General features: G+C 36.9%; 12 protein-coding genes. 9 read left to right on the top strand and 3 right to left on the bottom strand.

Annotated features, from left to right (window positions below):
- The first annotated feature begins 352 nt into the window (after positions 1-352).
- From ABC228_RS11330 to ABC228_RS11320, 3 genes are all read left to right on the top strand, one after another.
- Positions 353-3217, top strand: coding sequence for a 2-oxoglutarate dehydrogenase E1 component (locus ABC228_RS11330; RefSeq protein ID WP_345825250.1), 2865 nt, complete (start codon positions 353-355; stop codon positions 3215-3217).
- Positions 3204-4457: a 2-oxoglutarate dehydrogenase complex dihydrolipoyllysine-residue succinyltransferase gene (gene odhB, locus ABC228_RS11325; RefSeq protein WP_345825249.1), complete on the top strand. Its 1254-nt coding sequence runs from the start codon at positions 3204-3206 to the stop codon at positions 4455-4457. The genes ABC228_RS11330 and odhB overlap by 14 nt, the downstream gene beginning before the upstream one ends.
- A gap of 188 nt (positions 4458-4645) precedes the next feature.
- On the top strand, positions 4646-5833 hold the full coding sequence (locus ABC228_RS11320) for a NupC/NupG family nucleoside CNT transporter (RefSeq protein ID WP_345825248.1): 1188 nt from the start codon (positions 4646-4648) through the stop codon (positions 5831-5833).
- Between the two features lie 21 nt (positions 5834-5854).
- On the opposite strand, the gene ABC228_RS11315 is transcribed toward ABC228_RS11320, so the two are convergent.
- Positions 5855-7225 carry an MATE family efflux transporter gene (locus ABC228_RS11315; RefSeq protein WP_345825247.1) on the bottom strand — a complete coding sequence of 457 codons (1371 nt, stop codon included), beginning with the start codon at positions 7223-7225 and terminating at the stop codon, positions 5855-5857.
- A gap of 116 nt (positions 7226-7341) precedes the next feature.
- Here ABC228_RS11315 and ABC228_RS11310 point away from each other — a divergent pair, with 116 nt between their 5' ends.
- Positions 7342-8412, top strand: coding sequence for an undecaprenyldiphospho-muramoylpentapeptide beta-N-acetylglucosaminyltransferase (locus ABC228_RS11310; protein ID WP_345825246.1), 1071 nt, complete (start codon positions 7342-7344; stop codon positions 8410-8412).
- A gap of 100 nt (positions 8413-8512) precedes the next feature.
- Positions 8513-8968: an NUDIX hydrolase gene (locus tag ABC228_RS11305; protein WP_345825245.1), complete on the top strand. Its 456-nt coding sequence runs from the start codon at positions 8513-8515 to the stop codon at positions 8966-8968.
- Positions 8969-9051: 83 nt separating this feature from the next.
- On the opposite strand, the gene ABC228_RS11300 is transcribed toward ABC228_RS11305, so the two are convergent.
- Positions 9052-12165: an MMPL family transporter gene (locus ABC228_RS11300; RefSeq protein ID WP_345825244.1), complete on the bottom strand. Its 3114-nt coding sequence runs from the start codon at positions 12163-12165 to the stop codon at positions 9052-9054.
- A 14-nt stretch (positions 12166-12179) separates the two neighbouring features.
- Positions 12180-12611: a MarR family winged helix-turn-helix transcriptional regulator gene (locus ABC228_RS11295; RefSeq protein ID WP_345825243.1), complete on the bottom strand. Its 432-nt coding sequence runs from the start codon at positions 12609-12611 to the stop codon at positions 12180-12182.
- 641 nt (positions 12612-13252) lie between these two features.
- Between ABC228_RS11295 and ABC228_RS11290 the strand changes: the two genes are divergently transcribed.
- From ABC228_RS11290 to ABC228_RS11275, 4 genes are all read left to right on the top strand, one after another.
- A complete protein-coding gene (locus ABC228_RS11290; protein WP_345825242.1) occupies positions 13253-14245 on the top strand; it encodes an ABC transporter substrate-binding protein in 993 nt (330 codons plus the stop codon).
- A gap of 99 nt (positions 14246-14344) precedes the next feature.
- Complete coding sequence (locus ABC228_RS11285) at positions 14345-15196, top strand: ABC transporter permease (protein ID WP_345825241.1); 852 nt, start codon at positions 14345-14347, stop codon at positions 15194-15196.
- On the top strand, positions 15196-16404 hold the full coding sequence (locus tag ABC228_RS11280; RefSeq protein ID WP_345825240.1) for a quaternary amine ABC transporter ATP-binding protein: 1209 nt from the start codon (positions 15196-15198) through the stop codon (positions 16402-16404). The genes ABC228_RS11285 and ABC228_RS11280 overlap by 1 nt, the downstream gene beginning before the upstream one ends.
- A gap of 332 nt (positions 16405-16736) precedes the next feature.
- Positions 16737-17582, top strand: coding sequence for an SPFH domain-containing protein (locus ABC228_RS11275; RefSeq protein ID WP_345825521.1), 846 nt, complete (start codon positions 16737-16739; stop codon positions 17580-17582).
- The last annotated feature ends 8 nt before the right edge of the window (positions 17583-17590 follow it).

The raw sequence follows: 17590 nt of genomic DNA, 5'->3' as shown, positions 1-17590 counted from the left end.
GATAGCTGTAATGAACGTTATCGTTACACCTAGAATTAGTGCTAATTTCATAGTGGTATCCTCCTTTAGCATAAAACAATATGTAGGGACTGTTATAATATGTCCCTATTATAACGAATAAATGTTAGAATGTGAACTAGGATTAGGAACATTTGCATGAACAGATAAGTGTGAATATTCGTTATCTTTTTAATTCGATACAATTCTGGGATAATGCGCATAACATATATTGTTTCCCGTTATAAAATAAGGTATATTAGTTGATGAAGAATCTAGACAGTTCTATAATTAGAATTGTGTTTAACAACCGTTTTCATACGGAGTAAGTTAACTTCTAATGGGGGTATAAGACGTGGCACAAAATGATGAATCTTCACAAGGATTCTGGGGAGAGTTTCATGGTCCTAATATGGGGTACTTAGAAGAACAGTATGAACTATATAAAAAGGACCCTCAAGCAATTGATCAATCATTAAGAGAAATGTTTGATCAACATGGAGCTCCTAATTGGTTAAAGTCAACAACCAATACGATACAAGAAAGTTCTCAAACTACTTCTATAAATGATGTCAAAAAGATTACCTCAACAGTGAAATTTGTTGAGGCTATTCGTCGTTTCGGACATTTGGAAGCAGACATTTACCCAGTAAGTGTTCAGGATGAAAGAAAATCTGAATTATTAAATCCACAAACTTATGGTTTAACGGAAGCAGATTTGAAAGACATACCTGCATCTTGGGTGTGGGAAAAAGCGCCTATCGGAGTGGATAATGCGCTAGATGTTGTTCGAGAGTTACGCAAATATTATACGGGTACGATTACATTTGAATATGATCATGTAGACAGTGATGAAGAACGAAATTGGTTATCGGATTATATTGAAACGGGAAACGCTCGTTTGGATTTATCTGATGAAGAGAAGAAGCAATTATTAGACAGACTCGCAAATGTCGAGGGGTTTGAAGGTTTTTTACAAAAGACATTTGTAGGACAAAAACGTTTTTCAATTGAAGGACTAGAAGCGATGGTTCCAATGCTTGATCATATTGTCAAGCATGCAACGGAAGATCGAGTAGAAAACATTATGATGGGTATGGCGCACCGTGGAAGACTAAGTGTGTTAGCTCATGTATTAGGAAAACCAATTGATAAAATCTTTTCCGAGTTCCACCATTCGCCAAATAAGGAACTAATTCCTTCTGAAGGATCAAGAGGAATTAATTATGGCTGGACCGGGGATGTGAAATATCACTTCGGTGCTGTAAGAGATGTGAAAGATGGGGAAGAAACAAGAATTAGAATAACCCTTGCACATAATCCTTCACATTTAGAATTTGTGAATCCAGTTGTAGAGGGATTTACCCGTGCTGCACAGGATGAACGTTCTGAAAGCGGTTATCCAAAGCAAGATGTATCAAAAGCAATTCCAGTTCTAATACATGGAGATGCCGCATTTATCGGAGAAGGCGTCGTTGCCGAAACACTTAACTTAGCTAATTTGCCAGGATATACTACTGGTGGAACCTTGCATATTATTGCAAATAATTTACTTGGTTATACAACAGATCAGCAAGACGGTCGTTCCACTCGTTATGCGAGTGATTTAGCGAAGGGATTTGAAATTCCGGTAATCCATGTCAATGCTGATGATCCGGTTGCTTGTATATCGGCGATTAAAATTGCTTATGATTATCGCAAGAAATTTAATAAGGATATTTTAATAGACTTAGTTGGGTATCGTCGTTATGGTCATAACGAAATGGATGAACCACGGGTTACACAGCCTATGTTATATGGCCGAATCGATAATCATCCTACTGCCGCTAATGTATTTGGAAATGAATTAGTGGAAAAAGGGATTATTTCTGCTGAGCAATTCGAAAGCATGAAGACAAAGGTTGAGGAAGACTTACGTGCTACGTACGAAAGTATGAAAGAGACAGAGATTGCGAAGGTAGAATGTAAGGACATGCCTGATGCTCTCAATAACAACCTTGATCAATATAAAACTGCCGTTCCAATGGAAACGTTAGCTGAACTAAATGAGGGACTATTTAATCGTCCAGAAGGCTTTGTTGAGAATAAAAAGCTATCAAGAATATTTAAGCGTCGTAGAGATGCACTAAAAGATGGTAATACAGTAGACTGGGGCGCTGGAGAAGCACTGGCATATGCATCGATATTAAAAGATGGTATTCCAATTCGCTTGACTGGTCAGGACTCTGAACGTGGTACATTTGCACACCGACATGCGGTACTTAATGATGCTGAAACAAATAAAAAGTACAGTATCTTCCATGGTTTAAATACAGAGGCATCCTTCGATATTCGTAATAGCCCGCTTTCGGAAATCGCTGTACTAGGATTTGAATATGGCTATAGTGTTCAAGCTCCAAATACATTGGTTCTATGGGAAGCACAATTTGGGGACTTTGCTAACGTAGCCCAAACAATATTTGATCAGTTCATCTCAGCTGCCCGTGCAAAATGGGGAGATAAGTCCAACATGGTCATGTTGCTACCACATGGATATGAAGGTCAGGGACCTGAACACTCTAGTGCTAGACTGGAAAGATTCCTACAAATGGCTGCAGAAAATAACTGGATCGTTGCTTATGTTACTTCATCAGCACAGTTCTTCCATTTAATTCGCAGACAGGCAGCATTACGTGATAAAGAAGAAGCACGTCCATTAGTACTGATGACACCGAAGAGTAGTTTACTACGTAACCAGCGTATTGCTTCTGAAGCGAAGGATTTCACAGAAGGTAATTTTGAAGTACTGCGTAACCAGCCTAACTTGAAGGTGAGCAAGAAAAATGCAAAACGCTTACTAATTGGAACAGGAAAAGTTATGGTGGATATTGAAGAAGCAATTGTAAACTCAGAAGATAAGTTTGATTGGCTAAGAGCGCTACGTTTAGAACAAATATATCCATTCCCTACGAAAGAGTTGGAAAAGGAACTAAAAGAACTTCCAAATCTAGAAGAGATTGTTTGGGTTCAAGAAGAACCGAAAAACATGGGTGCATGGAGCTTTGTCGATGATTATTTAAGAGATGTACTAAAACCAGGTCAAACTTTACGCTATATTGGACGTCCAAATCGTTCAGCACCAGCAGTTGGAGATCCAAATGTCCATAAAGCAGAACAAGAGAACATTGTGCAACAAGCAATTAACCCGACTTTAGGAGGAGATTCCAGTGAAAGAAATTAAAGTACCTGAACTTGCCGAATCAATTACAGAAGGAACAATTGCCGAGTGGTTAGTTAAAAAAGGGGATCGAGTTGAAAAAGGTGACCCGGTTGTTGAGCTAGAAACAGATAAAGTCAATGTAGAAGTAAACGCAGAGGTTTCTGGGGTTATTACAGAAATCGTTCGCGAAGAAGGTGATGACGTTGTTGTAGGCGATGTTATTGCAAAGGTAAGTGAAGAAGGGGAAGCAAGTGCTGAGCCAGCTCAGGAAGAAGCACCAGCAGCAAAAGAAGAAGCACCAAAATCAGAACCAAAAGTAGAAGAATCACCAAAAACGGAAGAGACACAAACTTCTAAGCATGATGTAATTGCATCACCAGCGGCTAGAAAGCGTGCTCGTGAATTAAATATTGATTTAAGTGCTGTTAGTGCTCGTGATCCTCTTGGCCGAATTCGTCCAGAAGACGTAGAAGCAGCAGCGAAAGGAGAAAGTACTCCTAAGCAGCAGGCTCAACCGGCAAAGCAAGCTGCTCCTAAAGAGGAAACTACTGAATTTAATAAGCCGGTTGAACGTGTGAAAATGTCTCGTAGACGTCAAACAATTGCTAACCGTTTAGTAGAAGCACAACAAACAGCAGCAATGTTAACGACGTTTAATGAAGTGGACTTAACGAATGTGATGAAGCTTCGTGGAGAACGTAAAGACAAATTCGTAGAAAAGCATGGTGTGAAGCTAGGTTTCATGTCATTCTTTACAAAAGCTGTCGTTGGAGCACTAAAAGACTTCCCATTACTAAATGCTGAAATCCAAGGAAATGAATTAGTAATTAAGAAGTTCTATGATATTGGTATTGCAGTATCGACAGAGGAAGGTTTAGTAGTTCCAGTAGTTCGCGATGCAGATAGACTTGATTTTGCTGGCGTAGAACGTGAGATTTCTAACCTTGGTAAAAAAGCGCGTGACAAACAATTAGGACTTAATGATTTACAAGGTGGAACCTTTACGATTACAAACGGCGGAACATTTGGATCTATGCTATCGACACCAATCTTAAATGCTCCACAGGTTGGTATTCTAGGGATGCATAACATCATAAAACGAGCAGTTGTTATGCCAGATGATTCGATTGAAGTACGTCCAATGATGTACCTTGCTCTTTCTTATGATCACAGAATTGTAGATGGGAAAGATGCTGTACAATTCCTTGTACGTGTGAAGCAGTTGTTGGAAGATCCATATGATTTATTATTAGAAGGGTAAACAACTTCCGATTTAATAAAAACTCATGATAACCATACGTTGTCATGAGTTTTTTATTTAAATCAAGATATTAGTAAAATTCTGACTAAAATCTTTCCTATGGTTTTCCCTGTTAATTTATCCTGCATTTAGGGTAAACTATCAAAGTAACAAAATTTTATAGTAAAAAGTAAGGAGGCTTTATACCCGTGGATATTCTTCTTGGAATAGTAGCAATCATTGTTGTCCTCGGTCTATCGTATTTATTGTCGAATGACAAGCGTGTAATCAATTATAAAGGAATCATAGTAATGATCCTTGCGCAATTATTGATTACTTGGTTTATGTTTTCTACGACAATAGGACAAACCATTATTAATGGTATATCTGCAATATTTAATAAACTAATTGAATTTGGTAAGGCAGGAGTAGATTTTATTCTTGGCGGTGTTGTAAGTGAAGAAGGTGGTATATTCTTTTTCGATGTACTGTTATTAATTATCTTCTTCGCCACTATCTTATCGGTGCTTACATACCTGAAAATATTGCCAATCATTATTAAATATATCGGGGGATTAATCTCAAAGGTAACAGGATTACCAAAGGTAGAATCCTTTAATGCAGTAAATAGTATCTTTTTTGGTCAATCAGAGGCCCTAATCGCCATTCGTTCTCAGTTTCACCATTTGTCGGCGAATCGACTTTATATTGTAAGTGCATCTGCAATGGGATCAGTATCTGCTTCAATCGTAGGAGCCTACATGCAAATGCTACCTGCAGAATTCGTTTTAGTTGCACTTCCTTTAAATATGTTTAGTGCGCTAATTATCGCTTCTATTATTTCTCCTGTTCGTGTGCCGAAGGAAGAAGATAAAGTAGATATTAAGGACGTTTCGAATGATTCGAGTATCTTTGAAGCAATGGGAAATGGTGCTCTTGAAGGTGGAAAGATCGCATTAATCGTAGCCACTATGTTAGTTGCCTTTATTGCGTCACTTGAACTAGTGAATTGGATTATACAGTCGGTATTTGCAGGGGTAACACTACAGCAAATTCTAGGCTATGTATTCGCGCCAATTGGTGTATTAATGGGTATTCCAACTAGTGAAGTAATAGAAGCAGGAGGAATAATGGGTACAAAAATTGTGACAAATGAATTTGTAGCCATGTTAGATTTCCAACCTATGTTGAAATCAATGTCTGAAAAAACAATTGGGATTGTAACTGTATTTCTAACGAGTTTTGCTAATTTCTCTTCAATTGGTATTATCGCTGGTACAGTTCAAGGAATTGACCGTAAAAAAGGTGGAGAGGTTTCAAAGTTCGGTTTGAAGCTTTTACTTGGAGCAACGTTAGCTTCTATACTGTCAGCAACAATTGCGGGCTTATTCCTATAAAAATGAAAACTCATCTGCAGATTAGGTTGCAGATGAGTTTTCTATTTGATTACGGTATTTCTTTTGAATGTGGATTAGTCTTGCTAGTAGGGCTAGGGCTCCACAGCTTAATCCAGTAATAATTCCAACCCAGTAACCAAATGGTTCAAGTGACGTGTAATTCGCAAGTATCCAGCCAGTCGGTAAACCAATTACCCAATAGGATACAAGTGCAATTACTAATGTCATATTCACATCCTTATATCCACGAAGGGCACCTTGTATTGGTGCGCCGAATGCATCAGCCAATTGGTACACAATGGCAAAACCAATAAATTGTACAGTTAATGCAATAACATCTGGGTCTGTATTATAAAGACCAGCAACATAGTCATTAAAGGCAAATAGGACAATACCATTAAATAATGCGATAAAGATGCCACCGCTAATTCCGATATATCCATATACTTTCGCATCTTGCATTCGTTTGGCACCAACCTCAAATCCTACTGTTATGGTTAATGCCATCCCAACACTCAACGGAATCATATAGAGTAATGAAGAGAAATTCATCGCTGCTTGGTGAGCGGCTATTGTATTTGTACTATAGGCACTCATTAATAAGGTTACGGCTGCGAAAATGCTTGTTTCAAAGAAAATAGCGAATCCTATTGGAACGCCTATTTTTAGTTGTTCTAGCCATTCCTTCACCCTAGGTCTTACCCAAGATGAAAATAGCTGATAATCCCGAAATGGTGCTACTTTATATAAGATCGCAATAGCTAACAAACTGATTACCCAATACGTAAGAGCAGTAGCGATACCTGCACCAATTCCTCCAAATGCAGGTACACCAAATTTACCGAAGATGAAAATGTAATTAAATAATAGATTTATTGGAAGTGCAATTAAGATGATAATCATAGACATCCTAGTTTGACCTAAAGCATCCATAAAACAACGTAGAGTGTTAAAGATGAATAACGGGATAATTCCAACACCTAATGTAATAAGATAGAATTTAGCAATATGGCGTACTTCATATTCTAAATCCATTGTATTGAGGATGGGATTTAATAGGATAAGGCCAAGTAATAAGATTGCAATCGCTAAACCAACAGAAAGATACATGGCTTGCTGCACTTTTTGTTTGATGGATTTATCTTCTTGAGCACCTAGTAATTGAGCGATGATGGGTGTGATGGCAAGAAGAATACCATTAATACCAGTGAATACGGGGACCCATAAACTTGAACCAATCGCAACACCTGCTAAATCTTCAGCACCAGCTCGACCTGACATGACGGTATCAAAAAACGTCATGAGGTTGAGGCTGACTTGTGTGATTAGGATTGGAAAGAATATGATCATAAACAATTTGATTTTTTGTTTTAGATTATCTGTTTGATACATATTATGCTTCCTTTTTCTGTGATTTTTTAATAGGATAGAGAAGTAATGGAATTACACATATAAAAGCTATTATAAGGCTATAATGTGTAATTGGAAAGAGGGGACTACCAAAGCTTATGAAAAACAAACGAATTCTGTTCACTGGCGGTGGAACAGCAGGACATGTAATTGTAAATTTAGCATTAATTCCTGTATTTCAACGTGAGGGATGGGAAATTGATTATATTGGTTCAAAAGATGGAATAGAGCGAAATCTAATAGAACAATTGGAGCATGTGACATATCATCCAATTTCAACAGGGAAACTAAGAAGGTACATGTCTATCGAGAATATAAAAGATCCATTTAAAGTCATAAAAGGTACGTTACAGGCATGGAAAATTATTGGAAAGCGAAAGCCATCCGTCATTTTTTCAAAGGGTGGATTTGTATCTGTACCTGTAGTACTTGGAGCGAAAATGCGCGGTGTACCAGCAGTTATTCATGAATCTGACTATACGCCAGGTCTAGCTAATAAACTTGCCATCCCATTTGCACAAAAGGTGCTGTCTACATTTCCTGAAACAATGGAATACTTACCAGATAATAAAGCTGAATATGTAGGAGCCGTTATTCGTGAAGAACTATTTCAAGGTATTAAGGAAAAGGGCTTAGAATTATGTGGATTTAATCTTGAAAAACCAGTTCTATTAATTATGGGAGGAAGCGGTGGCGCAAAGAAAATAAATGAAACAGTTCGAGCATCATTAGATAAACTGTTACCTCGCTTCCAAATTGTCCATATCTGTGGCAATGGAAAAACAGATCCGTCCTTTAATCAAACAGGATATATACAATTCGAGTATGTGAATGAAGAGCTAAAAGATCTCTTTGCGGCAACAGATTTTATTTTATCTCGAGCTGGTTCGAATGCTATTTTTGAATTTTTAGCATTGCATATTCCAATGCTTCTTATCCCACTGTCTAAAGAGGCTAGTAGAGGAGATCAAATTATAAATGCTAAATCGTTCCAAGATAAAAAATATGCTAGGGTGTTAGAAGAAGAAGATTTATCAGAGGATACTCTTATACAAGAGCTTGAAAAGCTAATGAGTCAAGCACCGGTTATGCTGGATAAAATGAAAGCTTATCAAAGTGAAAAGTCACGTGACCGAGTCATTGGAATTATTAAAGAATCCGCTAAATAAAATTTGAAAGACTGTTCTTCATTGGAACAGTCTTTATTTTTTAAAGGAATTTGTAGTTATTTGTCGAATACTATAATGGTAACGATAAGGAGGTTATCTATTGGGATATATAGAAGATTTACGTCAATTAGTGGGAAATGAGCCGTTAATTTTAGTTGGAGTTGCTGTTGCAGTTATCAATGAGAACGCTGAGATACTTTTACAGAAAAGACATGATGGTGTTTGGGGTGTACCTGGTGGGTTCTTGGAATTGGGAGAGTCGACAGAGGAAGCAGGAAGACGAGAGGTATTCGAAGAAACAGGACTTGAAGTTGGAAAACTAGATTTGGTTGGTGTGTTCTCTGGAAAAGAACATTTTGTGAAGCTTCCAAACGGTGATGAGTTTTATCCTGTAACTGTCTCCTATGTAACAACGGAAATTAAGAGTGGAGAGCTTAAAGTGGATGGTGTTGAAACAGTAGAGCTAGCATTTTTTAAACCTAATGAATTGCCTGAGGATTTAAATCCGATAATAAAAAATCTTATTAAACAGTATCTTTTATCCAGGAATAGATGAATGTTACTTAATACAAGATTAGCAGTATAGGTAAGAAAACGAAAGAGCATCGTATTTTCACGATGCTCTTTCATAATTTATTATTATTTCATTTTAAATGGCCACCAATTAATTTTTCCAAACAATCGAACCATAACAGGAATAAATAATGGTAACATAACGAGTGCATATAGGAATAACCCTATTAGCACCACCGTCGCGATTTGCAAGATGGATAATACCCCTGAAGGAAGCATAGCAGCAAATGTTCCACCTAAGATGACCGCTGCTGAGATGATTACAGTTCCCATCTTCTTCATAGCGGTTAGCATTGCTTCTTTTAGATTTCCTTCACGATATTCATTAAATCGGTCCATTAAGAAAATACTATAATCAATCCCAAGAGCGGTAAGCATAACGAAGGCAAAGAATGGAACTGCCCAAGTTAATCCATCATAGCCCAAGATATTTACGAAAATAATTTCACTGAATGCCATGGATGTAAAGTATGTTAATACTAATGATCCAATTAAATAGATTGGCATTACGATAGAGCGAAGAAGGATTATTAGAATGATGAAAATACCACCAATCATATAAAGTACAGTTCTTGAATAATCCTCATCTGATACATTTTGAAGGTCATTATTCGTACTACTAATCCCCCCAAGAAGCTGCTCACTATTTTCAAAAATAGTGCCTTGTTTTACCTCATCAACCTTATCGTTAATTTTATCAACCATGTTTAGTGCTTCCGTAGAATATGGATTATAGTCTAGCACTACTTCAAATTTAACGATTTTTTTATCGTCTGAAAGATACATGCCTGCACCTTCCATAAACGCTTCATTTTCTAAGGCTTCATGTGGAATCATCACAATTGGATTGTTTTCATCTGTTTCAATATCAGCAAGATAGCTCTTAACCTCTGACAATCCATCACCTATTTGTTGTAGTCCGTCAGCCCCTTCAGATAATCCACTAGAAAGCTGTCCAAGCTGATCCTGCATGTCTTGGAATGCTGTTTTCAGCTCTTCCTGACCACCGTAAATCTGTGATAATCCATCTTGTAGACTAGGAATATTGGATACAACCTGCCCTTGCCCATTTGCTGCTTGATTTAAGCCAGATTCTAATTGTTCTAAACCAGTTATTAATTCTCCAAGACCGGATGAAAGTTGTTCTTGAGCTTGAATGGATTGATTTAAGTTAAATTGCTCATTTTGTTCATTTAATTGTTTTAATGGTGCAATAACTTTAGAATTCATTAATTCCTGTATATTAGCTAAAGAAGCAGTTTCTTCTTTAAGTTTTTCTAAAGTTCCATATGCAGTCATAAAGTCTGTGTCGTTTCTCAAACTTGGGTTATTAGTAAGAACAGTAGTTAAGGTATTGTATACCTGCTCAATAGTACCTGGTAACTGACTTAATGAGCTAAATTGTTGTTCATTTATGGTAGTTAGTCCGTTTGTAACTTCCTGATAACCTTTCAACAACTCTTTATTACCAGCAATAATCTGGTCTAGATTATCTTTTATCGTTTGTAATCCATTTTTAGCATCATTAGCTCCGAGAGCACCGGATTCAATACCATTCTCAATTTGTGCTAAGGCATTTTTCATATTTCCAATACCTGAATTAGCAGCTTCTGTACCGTCCAATAATTGGTCGACACCATCTTGTGCTTCTTGAAGTTGCGGTTCAGCGTTTGATAATTCACTAGATGCTTCTTGTAATCCAGTTTGTATCTCTGTTAGGCCGTCTGTGCTTTTACCAATTCCATCTGCCAGTTGGCCGGTTACATTATCAACTAGAAAGTCTTCGATAATCGAACCGGTTGGACGTGTTGCACTACGTACTTGATCAACACCTTCCATTTGTGTTAATGAATCGGAAATTTGCTCAATCTGCTGATATTCACTCGCTGAATCAACAGGTTCGTCTGTTTCAAATACAACAGTGGTAGGCATTGTTTGCCCTGGACCAAAGCTATCAGAAATATAATTAAACCCTTTAACAGATTCATAGGAATCTCCAATTTCCTCAAGAGAATTATAGGATTTATTTCCGTCATAGGTTAGTAAAGCTGGCACGACGATGACAGCTACGATTGCTAGCGCAATAAGTGGCCTCTTCCATGCAAAGGAGCCTACGCTACCCCATAGTTTACTTTCCTTATGCGATACTGCTTTATCAAATGGCCAAAAAAGTTTTTTGCCTAATACCACAAGGAAGAACGGTACAAGTGTTATTAAAGCAATCAATACGACAGCAACCCCAACAGCAACGGCCACTGCTGATTGATAAAGAGAGAAAGTTGATAATCCGATAGTTGAGAATCCGATTAGAACTGCCAGCCCAGAAAATAGAACCGTTTTGCCACTTGATTTATACGTACTTAGTACAGCATCTTTTATTGAATCTTGATTTGCTAACTCTTCCTTAAATCTACTAATTAGTAAGATACAGTAATCCGTACCAATTCCAAACATTACAGCTACCATAAAAATTTGTGTAAACGTAGAAAGTGGGAAATCAACTTTATCTGCCAAAATAGACACAATTCCTTGAGCAGCCAAATAAGAAATCCCAACTGTTAATAATGGAATAAATGGAGCCACAAAGGACTTAAATACGATAAATAGAATGATGAGGATTAAGCCAACCGTAATAATCTCAGTCTTTTTTAATCCTTCTTCTGAATTCGTAATAATGTCCTGAGAAATAAAGGCTTCACCGGTTAAGTAATGGTCAATCTCTACTTCTTCTACTATTGAATAAATACGCTCAGAAGCTTCATCAATCTCTTGATTTTTTAGAGATACCTGGAATGGTACAATAATGGTCTTACCATCCTCTGAAACAGTTTGTTCCTCAATGGCAGGATCTGAATTAAATGCAAGTATTTCAGATATACCGAGGTTATCTTGGTTACCTTCTAAAGTGTTTATGGCTTTAATCACCTGATTTTTTTCGGCTTGATCAAACCCATCCTCTTCACGAAATACAAGTACTGCACTCGTTACATTACTTGTATTGTTGTCAGACATCGACTCTAGCAATTCACTTGCTTGAACTGATGGAGAATCCTCTGGTGCCGCAATCTGTCCTTTTTCCCGGACAAGCTCTTGTAAGTTTGGTGAGAAAATTAATAATATAGTAGCGACTGCAATCCAAGCAACTGCAATGAGCCACCTAAAACGAACGATTTGTTTCATTCTTTTTCCCCTTTCTATTCTTCATTCATAACCTTTGCTAATTTCTCTAAAGAATGGATAAATGTATAAATTTCTTCCTGGTCAAAATTCGTTAAATATTTCTCCAACTCACTAAATAGCGCTTTCTCTGTAAATTCAACAAAATCAATTCCTTTATCCGTTACATGTAAATAAATCACTCTTCTATCATTATCATCACGATCACGCTCAATGAGCCCTTTATCGAATAGACGGTTAATTTGTGCTGTAACAGCACTCTTTCCAACACCAAATTCATTGGCAATATCCGTACTTGTACATTTCTCGTTTTTGGTAATGTAATGAAGTGTGGCAAATTGATCTGATGTAATGTCCGAATGAATCTTCTCCTTTAAGAGGATATTTACTCTTCGGTATACTTGATTCATGGCGGTTTGATATCGTTCAATAAGTTCTTTCATCTGCATGGGTGGATACACCTCCAGTCTTGTCTATAAAAGTTCACTTTATGAATAGTTCACTAAATGAACTATATTATCATAACAGGTTTATGTAGAAGTCGCAATTATTTTTTCCATTATTTTATTGTTTAGTATTTCATCTTATTGGGTATTTAATTTTATTGGTATTACTTGAAGGTGAGGTGAATAGCAGGTGGCAATTTGTAAGTAGAGCAAATGTAAGCGGATTATAGGTGAAGCCTTATTCTGCTTTAATAAATTCTAAGAATACTAGAGTTATATAGAGAATTATGGGCAATAAAGCTAGATAAGGTAGGTATTGTATACTAAAGTCTGTAATATCATAGATAATTCTATTATTTCCGTTAATACGCCATTTGATAGAAGTGAAATAATTCTGTAACATTAAATGTGTTGTGTTCATGTTAAATTCTTTCTTTACCTCCACACAAATTCAAGTAAAAACTTCTTTTATTGGATTAAGTTCACCTACCTATTACATTTAATCGGTTTTATATTGAGAATAAAATAAGTGGACAGATAACGTATCTCGTTAATTTTTGGATTATTGGGAATTTTGTGTTGTTAAAATGGGATTTCATCATGAATTTAGAAGACAAAAAAGTGTAACACAAAGGAGTTTTATCATGAAAAAACTAGGAATTGCTTTACTGGCAGTGTTTTTTGTAATTTTATCTGCTTGTAGCTCAGAAACAGAAGGAGAAATTGAAACGATTGTTCTAGCGGATGCTGGATGGGATAGTATTCGTGTCCATAATAGTATTGCACAAATTATTATGGAGGATGGCTTTGGATATGATACAGAAGTAACATCTGGTTCTACAGCAGCAACCATCCAAGGTCTACGTCAAGGTGACATTAATGTATACATGGAAGTTTGGACTGATAATATTAAGGAAGTTTATAAAGAAGCAACAGAAGCAGGAGATTTTGAAGCGGTTTCTGTAAACTTTGATGATAATGTACAAGGTCTATATGTTCCAACTTATGTAATAGAAGGGGACGAGGAGCGTGGAATAGAACCTGCTGCTCCAGATTTGAAAACGGTTGAGGATTTAAAGAAATATCCCGATGTATTTGCTGATCCTGAGGACCCAGGTCGCGGACGTATTCTAAATGCACCAAGTGGCTGGGCTGTAGCTGAAGCGATTACAGCAAAATTTGATGCATATGGATTAGATGAAACAATGAATAATTTTATGCCTGGTTCAGATTCAGCAGCAGTAGCTGATTTAGTAGATTCATATGAAGCTGGTGAGCCATGGGTAGGCTATTACTGGTCACCAACTGCAGTAACAGCGAAATATGATTTAACATTATTAGAAGAGCCAGAATATGATGAAGCGGTTTGGAATGAAACAAAAGGAACGGAATTTCCTCCAAATGATGTCGTTGTTGCTGTTCATAAAGATTTTGAGGAGCAAGCACCAGAAGTATACGATTTCCTAAGTAACTATGAGACTAGCAGTGCTCTAACAGAGGAAGCATTAAAGTATATGGATGAAAATGATGTAGAACCTAAAGACGCTGCCATTTGGTGGATGAACCAACATGAAGATATATGGACTAGCTGGGTATCAGAAGACGTAGCTGAAAAGGTTAAAGAAGCTCTAAAGTAGTAAATTAGGAGCAGCTGGCCGGAGGGTTGGCTGCTTTTCTAATCTAAAAAAATATGAAAATTAAAGAGAGGTGAGAGGACTGCAACTTGCAGTCTACCTATGGGAACTTTTCCTGATATACGAACAAATTTAGGTGATTACATTGATCAATTTGTTAGTTTCTTAGATACAACATTAGAAGGCTTTTTTGATTTTATCTTTTTTATTTCATCTAGAACGATAAATTTTATTGATGATATGTTAGTAGCCATGCCTTGGTGGAGTTTTATCTTAGTTATTTTTATATTAGGCTGGTATTTTAAATCGTTATTTTCTGGCGTACTTTATGGATTTTTTGTATTCCTTATCGGTAGCTTTGGATTATGGGAAGATATGATGACTACGATTGCCATTATTTTAGCAGCAGTAATCATTTGTTTAATTATCGGAATACCAATTGGAATTTGGATGGCATTTAGTAAAGGATTCTCCAATGTCATGCGTCCATTATTAGATGCGATGCAGACGATGCCGAGCTTTGTATATTTAATACCTGCTATTTTCTTCTTTGGACTAGGTAATGTCTCTGCGATATTTGCTACATTAATTTATGCGCTTCCGCCTGTTATTCGATTAACTGAGCTTGCTATTCGCGGTGTTGATAAGGAAGTTATCGAATCAGCTCAATCCTTCGGGTCTTCAAGAGGTCAAATGCTTAGAAAAGTACAATTACCGCAAGCTATGCCAACCATTATGGCGGGTGTTAACCAAACCACCATGATGGCACTAGCAATGGTAGTAATCGCTTCTATGGTAGGTGCTAAAGGACTCGGGGAACAAGTTCTTGTTGCGATTAATCGAATAGATATTGCACTAGGATTTGAAGCTGGCATTAGTATTGTATTTTTAGCGATTATTATTGACCGTATTACAAATGGTGTGGCAGCCAAGTTCCAAAGGGGGGTTAAGTAATGGAAACAAAAATAAAAATTAATCATGTATCCAAAATCTTTGGGCCAAAGCCAAAATCAGTTATACCGCTAGTGAAGGAAGGAAAGACAAAGGAAGAGATACTAGCAGATACTGGGCACACAGTAGGTGTTTATGATGCTTCTTTTGACATAAAGAAGGGTGAAGTTTTTGTCATAATGGGCTTATCCGGTAGTGGTAAGTCTACCTTAATCCGTTGCTTTAACTTATTGAATAAGCCAACAGATGGGTCTATATATATTGATGATACGGATATTACGAAATCGAGTAAACAGGAGTTAAAGCAGATTAGACAGGAAAAAATCGCGATGGTATTCCAACATTTTGGACTTTTTAGCCACCGTACGATTCTAGCTAATGTAGAATATGGACTTGAAATTCGGGGTGTATCAAAAGAGGAACGACGTGAGATTGCCCTGAAAAATATAGAAGTTGTTGGCTTAAAAGGATATGAGGATAAATATCCAGATGAGCTATCAGGTGGTATGCAGCAGCGTGTAGGGTTAGCTAGAGCTCTAGCTAATGACCCTGATATTCTATTAATGGATGAACCATTTAGTGCACTCGACCCATTAATCCGCCGTGAAATGCAGCTGGAATTATTGGATATACAAGAAAGACTTCAAAAAACCATTATCTTTATTACACATGATGTAAATGAGGCATTTAAACTTGGGGATCGTGTGGCAGTTATGAAGGATGGTCATGTTGTGCAGGTAGGAACTCCAGAGGAAATTATCGAAGCTCCTGCGAATGATTATATCTCCGAATTCATTAAAGACATTGATCGTTCTAAAGTATTCCAAGCCGAACATGTGATGATTAAGCCGAATGCTTTAGTTTCGCTTAAAGATGGACTTAATGTTGCAATTAAGGAAATGGAAGATAATGGGATATCAAGTGTATTTGTAGTGGATCGTGCACGACAAGTAAAAGGGATTGTAACGATTGATGATGCTATTCAAGCAAAGAAAGAAAAGCAATCGTTAACGGATATTTTACGTGATGACTATTCCGTTGTTCAACAAGATGAATATATAAATGATTTAATTCCAAAGGCATTAGAATCGAAATATCCGCTGGCTGTTGTGAATGAAGCTGATAAATTGGTAGGGTTTATTCTACGTGTTCATGTTCTCTCCGGACTGGTATCAGAGGATATTGATGAAAGTGACGAATATTATAATTAATGGATGAGAAATAGGTCAGCTACTGAACTATACGATAGAATGAACAATAGGTTAAGGGGTGTTTACTAGCTATCTGTACTAGTACCGTTGCATCCTAAAATTATGCCTATAAAAATGGTAAAATAACAAAAAAACCGAACGTATTTAAATTCTAGTTAAAGAATATTGAATACGTTCGGTTTTTCTTTCGTTAAACAAATAAATCATTCTTTATCACACTCAAGAAATTATTTTTTTTGTTAAAAGTAATTGCAAGAAAATTCATAACTATGATATCATAATGATATAAATATGATATTTTGAAATGAGATGGAGGAAGAAGTATGAATGGGATGAAAGAAAGAAATGCTTGGGCGATGAATGGATATCTTGGCATTCTAATAATTGCTGGATTGATTGCTGGTACTGTATTTAGTATTATGGAGGAGCAATTTATATTAGGCGGTATGCTAATTGTTCTAGTGATTGTGCTTGGGTCAGGAATAACCATGATTCAACCAAACCAGTCTGTAGTTGTTATGTTTCTTGGTCGATATATGGGGACCGTACGTCGTGAAGGAATTGTTCTAACAGTGCCTTTCTCGGTTAGAAGAACGATTTCACTTCGCGTTAGAAATTTTAATAGTAATCGTTTAAAGGTAAATGATGTAAATGGTAATCCAATCGAGATTGCGGCAGTTATTGTATTTAAAGTAATTGATGCAGCAAAGGCTGTTTTTGATGTTGATCGATATGAACAATTTGTTGAAATTCAAAGTGAGACTGCAATTCGTGCAGTTGCAACAAAATATCCCTATGACAACTTTGACGCGGATGAATTAACGCTTAGGGGAAATGCCGAAGAAGTTTCAACAGAATTAACGACGGAACTACAGGATCGATTAACCGTTGCCGGTGTAGAGGTTATCGAAGCAAGATTAACACACTTGGCATATTCTACTGAAATTGCACAAGCCATGCTTCAAAGACAACAGGCAAGTGCAATTATTTCGGCTAGAAAACAAATTGTAGACGGTGCTGTAGGGATGGTACAAGATGCTATTGATCGAATTGAAAGAGAAGGTATTGTGGAATTAGATGATGAAAGACGAGTAGCAATGATTAATAATCTTCTGGTATCAATTGTTTCCGACCACGGCACACAACCAGTTGTGAATACAGGGTCATTATACCAATAAAGAAGGGA

This window comes from Ornithinibacillus xuwenensis (assembly GCF_039614845.1).
GTDB classification, from domain to species: domain Bacteria; phylum Bacillota; class Bacilli; order Bacillales; family Amphibacillaceae; genus Ornithinibacillus; species Ornithinibacillus xuwenensis.
The sequence above is the reverse complement of the archived record's forward strand: the minus strand, read 5'-3'. Positions and strand labels throughout refer to the sequence as shown.

Bases quoted from the DNA above. Each gene is read 5' to 3' on its own strand.
- ABC228_RS11315 (WP_345825247.1), bottom strand. From the start codon at position 7,225: ATGTATCAAACAGATAATCTAAAACAAAAAATCAAATTGTTTATGATC.
- ABC228_RS11310 (WP_345825246.1), top strand. From the start codon at position 7,342: ATGAAAAACAAACGAATTCTGTTCACTGGCGGTGGAACAGCAGGACAT.
- ABC228_RS11300 (WP_345825244.1), bottom strand. From the start codon at position 12,165: ATGAAACAAATCGTTCGTTTTAGGTGGCTCATTGCAGTTGCTTGGATT.
- ABC228_RS11295 (WP_345825243.1), bottom strand. From the start codon at position 12,611: ATGCAGATGAAAGAACTTATTGAACGATATCAAACCGCCATGAATCAA.
- ABC228_RS11290 (WP_345825242.1), top strand. From the start codon at position 13,253: ATGAAAAAACTAGGAATTGCTTTACTGGCAGTGTTTTTTGTAATTTTA.
- ABC228_RS11285 (WP_345825241.1), top strand. From the start codon at position 14,345: ATGGGAACTTTTCCTGATATACGAACAAATTTAGGTGATTACATTGAT.
- ABC228_RS11280 (WP_345825240.1), top strand. From the start codon at position 15,196: ATGGAAACAAAAATAAAAATTAATCATGTATCCAAAATCTTTGGGCCA.
- ABC228_RS11275 (WP_345825521.1), top strand. From the start codon at position 16,737: ATGAAAGAAAGAAATGCTTGGGCGATGAATGGATATCTTGGCATTCTA.